The sequence below is a fragment of the Hyalangium sp. genome, assembly GCF_035629615.1.
Taxonomy (GTDB): Bacteria; Myxococcota; Myxococcia; order Myxococcales; family Myxococcaceae; genus Hyalangium.
Map to the genome: position 1 here is coordinate 1 of NZ_DASPHO010000741.1, position 8,124 is coordinate 8,124.

Annotated in this window: 6 protein-coding genes; 5 read left to right on the forward strand and 1 reads right to left on the reverse strand. The window is 69.5% G+C overall.

The genetic code is table 11. From position 1 onward, the window contains the following. The 3 genes from VD972_RS36965 to VD972_RS36975 form a co-directional block, all read left to right on the forward strand. Positions 1–3,207 (forward strand): RecQ family ATP-dependent DNA helicase (locus tag VD972_RS36965; protein ID WP_324993531.1); only part of this gene is annotated, 3,207 nt, incomplete at its 5' end. Positions 3,208–3,523: 316 nt separating this feature from the next. After that, positions 3,524–4,336, forward strand: a complete 813-nt coding sequence (locus VD972_RS36970; protein WP_324993532.1) for a M57 family metalloprotease — start codon at positions 3,524–3,526, stop codon at positions 4,334–4,336. A gap of 267 nt (positions 4,337–4,603) precedes the next feature. Further along, a complete protein-coding gene (locus VD972_RS36975; protein ID WP_324993533.1) occupies positions 4,604–6,130 on the forward strand; it encodes a S8 family serine peptidase in 1,527 nt (508 codons plus the stop codon). 70 nt (positions 6,131–6,200) lie between these two features. Here VD972_RS36975 and VD972_RS36980 read toward each other — a convergent pair whose 3' ends face one another. Then, entirely contained in the window at positions 6,201–6,584 is a 384-nt protein-coding gene (locus VD972_RS36980) for a DUF5335 family protein (protein ID WP_324993534.1), read from the reverse strand. Between the two features lie 306 nt (positions 6,585–6,890). Between VD972_RS36980 and VD972_RS36985 the strand changes: the two genes are divergently transcribed. Together VD972_RS36985 and VD972_RS36990 are read left to right on the forward strand one after the other, a co-directional pair. Then, a complete protein-coding gene (locus VD972_RS36985) occupies positions 6,891–7,247 on the forward strand; it encodes a hypothetical protein (RefSeq protein ID WP_324993535.1) in 357 nt (118 codons plus the stop codon). Positions 7,248–7,366: 119 nt separating this feature from the next. After that, positions 7,367–8,124 (forward strand): alpha-amylase family glycosyl hydrolase (locus VD972_RS36990; protein WP_324993536.1); only part of this gene is annotated, 758 nt, incomplete at its 3' end.

Here is an 8,124-nt window from a genome sequence, read left to right on the forward strand (position 1 = left end):
CCGGCAGCGGCGGGTGGGGCGGGGCGGGTGGACCGGTTCCACAGCTCGGGCACGCAGGTGGTGCGCCCTGGGTGGAAGGTGCTGGACGTGGGTGGGGTGAAGCCACCCAAGGAGCGCGAGGCCAAGGGAGCCAAGGAGGAGGGCGAGGGACGGGAGCCCGAGGAGGACGCACAGGATCTGCCTCCAGGGCTGGAGCGCGGGCAGTCGCAGCGGGTGGAGGATGTGGAGGCGGTGAAGAAGCGCACGCGGCCGCCGCCGCGCCTCACGGACGCGACGCTGCTCACGGCGATGGAGACGGCGGGCAAGGCCCTGGACGAGAAGGAGCTGGCGGACGCGATGCGCGAGACGGGGCTGGGGACACCGGCCACGCGCGCTGCCATCATCGAGGTGCTGCTGGAGCGCGAGTACCTGCGCCGCCGGGGCAAGTCGCTGGAGGCGACGGAGAAGGGCATCCGGTTGATCGAGGTGGTGCACACGGATGTGAAGACACCCGCGATGACGGGGCAGTGGGAGGCGTGGCTCCAGCGCATCGAGCGCGGGCGAGGAGATCTCTCGGACTTCCTGCGGAGCATCGAGGCCTATGTCATTGAGGTGGTGGGCAAGGCGCCGGTGAGCTCGCCGCCGAGGTCGCCCTCGGCCCCGCGGCCGGCTCCCGTGAGGCCTGGGGAGGAGGAGCCGAGAGAGTCTCCTGAGCGCTCTGCGCGCGTGGCGCCTGGCACCCAGGCGGTGACGGCCGAGGCTGCTCCCCGTTCCTCGGCTCCCAGGGGGACGCCGCCCGTACGTGCTCGCGCGGAGGCTGCACACCCCTCCGGGCCCGCCAGGACCCGCCGCGAGCCGCGAGCGCCTACTCCCCCAGGCGAGCTCCGGAAGCTCTTGAAGGCAGCGTTCGGCTTCGAGGACTTCCGGCCATACCAGGAGGAGGTCTGCCGCGCCGCCACGCTGGGCGAGGACCTGCTGCTGGTGATGCCGACGGGAGCGGGCAAGTCGCTGTGCTACCAGCTCCCCGGGCTGGCGCGGGCGGGGACGACGCTGGTAGTGAGCCCGCTCATCGCGCTGATGGAGGACCAGGTCACGCGGCTCCAGTCGCTCGGGTTCGCGGCGGAGCGCATCCACTCAGGCAGGGACCGGACTACGTCGCGGCTGGTGTGCGCGGACTATCTCGAGGGCCACCTGGACTTCCTCTTCATCGCGCCCGAGCGGCTGGGAGTGCCCGGCTTCGTGGAGCTGCTGGCCCGGCGCACGCCGGCGCTCATTGCCATCGATGAGGCCCACTGCATCTCCCAGTGGGGCCATGACTTCCGGCCGGACTACCGGCTGCTCGGCTCGCGGTTGCCGCTGCTGCGGCCGGCGCCCGTGGTGGCCCTCACCGCCACCGCGACACCGGACGTGCAGCGGGACATCGTGCAGCAGCTGGGACTGAAGGGGACGCGGGGCGGCTCGGCTCGCACCTTCATCCACGGGTTCCGCCGCACCAACATCGCCATCGAGGTGCGGGAGCTGAACCCCGGCCAGCGCGGCGAGGCCATTCGGGAGGTGCTCTCCGAGCCGTCGCGGCGTCCCGCCATCGTCTACGCCTCCACGCGCAAGCACGCCGAGCAGCTCGCGGACCTGCTGGGCGAGGACTACCCGGCCGCCGTGTACCACGCGGGCCTGCAGCCCGCGGAGCGTGACCGCGTCCAGGCGGCGTTCCTGGAGAGCCGGGTCGAGGTCATCGTCGCCACGACGGCCTTCGGCATGGGCATCGACAAGGCGGACGTGCGCACCGTCCTCCATGCCGCGCTGCCCGCGAGCCTCGAGGGCTATTACCAGGAGCTGGGCCGCGCGGGCCGGGACGGCAAGCCGTCTCGGGCGGTGCTGCTGCACTCGTACGTGGATCGCCGCACCCACGAGTTCTTCCACCAGCGCGACTACCCGGAGCCTCGCGTGCTCGAGCAGCTGTTCCGGGCCGCTCACCCCGAGCTGGAGCCCAAGGAGGCGCTCCAGGCGCGCATGCGGATGGAGCCGGAGGTGTTCGACAAGGCGCTCGAGCAGCTCTGGATCCACGGGGGCCTGGAGGTGACGCCGGACGAGAGGGTGTGCCGGGGCCGGCCTACCTGGACAGCTCCCTATGCGGCGCAGCGCGAGCGCAAGCTGCACCACCTGGAGCAGATGGGGCGCTACGCGGAGGCCTCCGGGTGCCGGATGCGGCACCTGGTGGCGCACTTCGGCGACGAGCAGGACTCGGGCAGGTCCTGCGGGCTGTGCGACGTGTGCTCGCCCGAGACGTGCGCCACCCTGCGCTTCGCCGCCCCCAGCGAGGGCCAGCTCAGCGCGCTGGGCCGCATCCTGGATGCGCTGCACGAGCGCGATGGGCAGGCGACGGGCCGCCTGCACCGCGAGCTCTTCGGGGAGTCCCTGCCACGCCGGGACTTTGAGCGGCTCGTGGGGGGACTGGTGCGCGCGGGCCTGGCCCGGCTGAGCGAGGACACCTTCGAGAAGGACGGCCAGCGCATCACCTTCCAGCGGCTGACGCTCACACCGGACGGCCAGCGCACCCGCGTCATCGAGCCTGATCTGGTGATGCTGCCGATGCCGCTCGAGGCGAAGGCCTCCAAGAAGCGCCGCCTCCGCCGCGCGAAGGGAGAGGCGAAGCGCCCAGAGAAGCGGAAGCGCTCGGACGCGTGGGGGCCGGCGGAGGAGCGGGGAGGCCCCGTGCGCCAACGTGTCCCCGTGTCTGCGGCGAGCACGATGGGAGCGCAGGCCTCGCGAGGCCGCTCAGGGGGCACGGGCGGCGGCCCGAGTGAGTGGAGCAGCTCACGTGGGCCGACGGCCCGCTCAGGTGGATCGGCGGCTCCTGGCGCGCTGAGCATCGTCCAGGATTGGGAGGAGGTGCCTGGTCCGGACGTGGCCGCCGGAGAGCCCTGGGACGAAGAGGCCGACATTGGCGTGCGGCGCGGGAAGGGCGGACGTCCGGGCCCGGGTCCGGGTGCGCCTGGGTCGAGGCCTTCCCCCGCGCTGGTGGAGGCGCTCAAGGCGTGGCGGCTGGCAGAGGCTCGGCGGCGGCGCATCCCCGCCTTTCGCATCCTCACGGATCGGGTGCTGGACGCCATCGCCGCCGTGCGACCTGGGGACAGCCAGGCACTCATGGCCATCCAGGGCGTCGGTCCCAAGCTGGTCGAGCGCTATGGGACGCAACTCCTGGCCCTCGTCGGTCGTATCAGGCGATGACGGACACGGAATGGATGGGGTGTCTGAGATGAGGACGCCCTTGTCCTGTTCTGAGTCAGGCATCTGAATGCGACGATGTTCCCGTTAATTCAGGCGCTTGCTCACGGGGAAGTCACGTCTCTTTACAGTTTTGATCCAGGTGGTTGGAGCTTGAGCGCTCCGGGTTTGTCGCGCCTGCGCTGGTAAACCCTGATTTTTCATTATCCGAGTCTTCTGGCCCGAGAGTTGCTCATGGGAGACGCGACGCCGGACGCGGCTGCAGGTGTCCGCAGGCGGCCGGCGCTCAATCCCCCGAAGTGCTTCCAGAGGAAGACCGATGCTCAAGTTCCGTTCCGTTGCGATGCTGGCGGGTGTGACCCTTCTCGGCGTGGGCTGCGGTGGCCCCGAGGAGCTGGCGCAGGAGAAGGCGCCGATGACCTTCGAGGAGTTCCAGGCCCGGGCGGTTGCCGATGAGAACAATGTGTTCGTCATCGACGGCGACACGGCCGTGGAGGGTGTGGAGGGGCTGCGCGCGTTCTACGACAGCGTCATCGCCGCGGACGAGGGCCGTCAGCAGGACGGGCTGGCCGTGTATTACATCGGTGGCGACATCAAGTGGAACTCCACCACGGCTCGCAACCTCACCTACTGCGTGAGCAGCAGCAGCTTCGGCAGCCGCTACAGCACCGTGGTGAGCGCGATGAACAGCGCTACCGCGGCCTGGGAGGCCACGGCCAACGTCAACTTCATCCACTCCAGCTCCTACGACAGCAACTGCACCGCGAGCCAGACGGGCGTGGTCTTCGATGTGCGCCAGACGAGCACCACCAGCTACCTGGCGCGTGCGTTCTTCCCCAACTCCAGCCGCTCGGGCCGCAACATCCTGATCAGCACCAGCGCCTTCGGCAGCATCTCGCCCTGGACGCTCACGGGCATCCTCCGCCACGAGCTGGGCCACACGCTGGGCTTCCGCCACGAGCACACGCGCTCCACGGCCAGCGGCTGCTACGAGGACTCCAACTGGCGCGCGCTGACCTCCACCTATGATCGCTCGTCCGTGATGCACTACCCGCAGTGCAACGGCACGCAGACCGGCGACCTGGTGCTCACCAGCTACGACAAGTCCGGCGCCCGCGCGCTGTACCCGTAATGTGATTGCACCTGACTCCGTGGCCGTTTGAGCCACGGCGGGGTCTTCAGGCCGGGGTCGCTCTCCTCATCCGAGGAGCGCGGCTCCGGCCTCTTCTTTTTTGGCCTCCTCGCCGCTGGCCGCGCTTCACGCCAGGTGAGGGAAAAACAGCTCTCCTAGAACTATTGAAATAAACTAAAAACCAGTTTATAAGAAAATAAGAATTTTCCGCTGATTCTCGGCTTATCCCCCGAACCCTCCGAGACCGCGGGAAGTGGGAGGAAGCACATGAAGAAGCTGACGCTGATGGGTGCTCTGGTAGCGCTCTCCGGGTGCGCATCCGAGCAGGCTGCCGACGAGGCCCCGCAGAACGTGATGCAGCAGGCCGAGCTGAACGCCACCACGCGGGTCATCGTGAACTTCAAGCCGGGAGCGAACCGGGCCAACGTGCTCCAGGCGGTGGGTGGCAAGGAGATGCTCTCCATCCACGGGATGAACGCGTCAGCGGTGGAGCTGCCCGCGCGCGCCATTGAGGCGCTGAGCAAGAACCCGGCGGTGGAGTTCGTCGAGGAGGACTCGCCGCGCTACCTGATGGCACAGAGCACCCCGTACGGCATCGATCAGGTCCAGGCCCCGCTGGTGTGGCCGCTTGCCACCGGCGCCAACCGGAAGATCTGCATCATCGACTCCGGACTCTACGCCGCCCACGAGGATCACCAGAGCGGCAAGTCCATCACCGGCTACCCCACCGGCTGGAACACCGACAAGTGCCACCACGGCACGCACGTGGCGGGCACCATCGCCGCGGTCAACAACACCACGGGCGTGGTCGGCGTGCTGCCCAGCGGCGTCAACCTGCACATCGTCAAGGTGTTCGGGGACAGCTGCGCCTGGTCCTACGCCTCCACCCTGGCGGACGCGGCCAACCGCTGCGTGAGCGCGGGCGCCAACGTCATCAGCATGAGCCTGGGAGGCAGCACGAAGAACCGCACTGAGGAGACCGCCTTCAACAACGCGTGGAGCGCCGGCCTCATCTCGGTGGCCGCGGCGGGCAACGCCGGCACCAAGGCGCTGAGCTACCCGGCCTCGTACGCCAGCGTCATCTCCGTGGCGGCGGTGGACGCCAACAAGCAGGTGGCCTCCTTCTCGCAGTTCAACACCGCGGTGGACATCGCTGCGCCGGGCGTGGGCGTGCAGTCCACCGTCGGCGCGCTGGACCTGAACACCCTCGCCGTCGGCGGCGCCACCTACAGCGGCAGCTACATCGAGGGCGCGGCCCGCACCGCGGGCGTGACGGGCACGCTGGTGAACGGCGGCCTGTGCGACAGCGTGGGCGCCTGGGCGGGCAAGGTTGTCCTCTGCCAGCGCGGCGTCATCGGCTTCGTGGACAAGGTGAACAACGTGAAGGCCGGTGGCGGCGTCGGCGCAGCCATCTACAACAACGTGGCGGGCGGCTTCGCTGGCACGCTGGGCACTGGCGTCACCAGCACCATCCCGGCCATTGCGCTCAGCTTGGAGGATGGCGACGCCATCATCAACAGCGGCGGCGTCGGCCAGTCGGCCACGGAGGCCAGCCAGAAGACCGAGCCGGCCAGCGGCTACGAGTTCTATGACGGCACGTCGATGGCGACCCCGCACGTCTCCGCGGTGGCGGCGCTGATCTGGAGCTACAACACGAGCTGGACCAACACCCGCGTCCGCAACGCGCTCGAGAAGAGCGCCGAGGATCGGGGCACCGCCGGCCGCGACAACTACTACGGCAACGGCGTGGTGCGCGCGAAGGCGGCGCTGGACTACGCCATCGCCAACCCGTAACGCGAGCTAGCGCAAGCTGCATCACAAGGGGGCGGGCTTCTCATGTGAGAGGCCCGCCCCTTGCTTCTGCTCAGGCGTGGGGCTGGTACCCCGACAGCTCGTCGATCGCCTGGATGGGCTCGAAGAAGATGAGCGTCTTGACGCGCTCCGAGTTCTCGATGTCGAGGCACTCCAACTCGCCGCTCTCGCCCTCGTCGGCGTAGATGTGGTCGGGGTGGAAGATGCGGTGGGTGATCTCCTCCCCAGGGCGGCCCACCGTCACCTCGATGGCATCCCGGCCGCTGCCCTTCTCCACGAAGGTGATGTCGATGAGCGGCAGGCGCTGGGCCAGCGGCTGCTCGCCAATGTCGAGGCTGCTCGCCTCGATGCGGACCCACTGGGAGCGGGTGATGCCGCTCAGCAGGGTCAGATAGTCAGACCAGACCTCGCGAGGAACTTCCCGGGTGTGATGCATGGCGTCCTGCCTCCGCTTCTCCCACACACCGTAAGGATGGTGCAGACGTGAGGCGGATCCAGGCAGCCTCCCTGGCAGGAGGGCGGGCGTCCTGGCAAGGGCCTGGGCCTCCAGGCGGGCGGAGGGCAGGGGAGCTGCGTGGGCACTGCGCGCCGCCACTGCCTAGCGTCTCCTCCATGAGCCTCATCACCGTCCTGACAAGGACTCCGCCTGTCCGGACCCGGCTCGGGGAGCTCCGAGCCCCGCTTTGCTTCGCTCGAGCCCCCCGCGCGTAGGTCAATCACGGGGCGCTTCCAGGGGGAGTGGGTGGGGCCCGCGTGGCTGCGGTACGGCGCGCCGCTCCTGCTGAGGCTGCTGGGCCTGCGAGGCTGGTGGGGGAAGGAGTTCGGCGCGGACGGGCGGGGCGTCAACCTGGTGCGGCGTCAGGAGCGCCTGCTCCCTTCCGTGCCGGTGGTGCTGCGCGAGGGCCGCTCCCGCGTGGATGGGCGCCAGGGCGTGCAGGTGGAGTACCCGCCCGAGTGTCCCTGGCGCTGGCGCCTCTTCGTGGACGAGCTCCGGTGGTGGGACGGGGAGACGCTGCTGGCGATGTCCCATCTGGAGCTTCCCCTCCTCCGAGGCTGGACGCTGCCCTTCCTCCTGCATCGGGTTCTCCCCCAGGGATGAGGTGGCGCCGGAGATCGGACAGTTCCGTGGGCGACCATTGAACATCTCTCGCCGCTGAAGGCATGGACTCTCGGACAAGGTGCTCCTCAGTGCGAGCGCCACGCATTAAAGGAAGGGGCATGGAGCGAGTGGAGGAGTCGCGGGCGGCGGTACCTCGGCTGGGTGCCTGGGTCGAGTCGGGGAATCAGGTGCGCTGGCGTGTCTGGGCACCGGCTCACCACAGCGCCGAGGTGGTCCTGCACGATGCGGAGGGCCAGCCGGGCCGTGTGCTGCGGATGACGGCGGAGCCGGACGGCTATTTCGGCGCCGTGCTGGAGGGCGCTGGCGCTGGCGTGCGCTACAAGCTGCGCGTGGACGGGGAGGGGCCCTTCCCAGATCCATGGTCCCGCTCACAGCCCCTGGGCGTGCATGGTCCCTCCGAGGTGGTGGTGCCGGACTTCGCCTGGACGGATGCGGGCTGGAAGGGGCCGGAGCCCGACGCGCTCGTCCTCTACGAGGTGCACGTGGGCACGGCCACGCCCGAGGGCACCTTCCAGGCCCTCATTCCCAAGCTGAAGGGGCTGCGCGAGCTGGGCATCACCGCCCTGGAGCTCCTGCCGGTGGCCAGCTTCCCCGGCTCTCGCAACTGGGGCTACGACGGGGTGGACCTCTTCGCGCCGGCCCACGTCTATGGCGGCCCCACGGGGCTGCGCCAGCTCATCGACGCGGCGCACGCGCACGGGCTCGCCGTGCTCATCGACGCCGTCTACAACCACTTCGGTCCGGACGGGAACTACCTGCGCTGCTACTCGCCGCACTACTTCACCGGCCGCCACCACACCCCATGGGGCGACGCCGTCAACTATGACGGCGAGGAGTCCGCCCCCGTGCGGGAGCT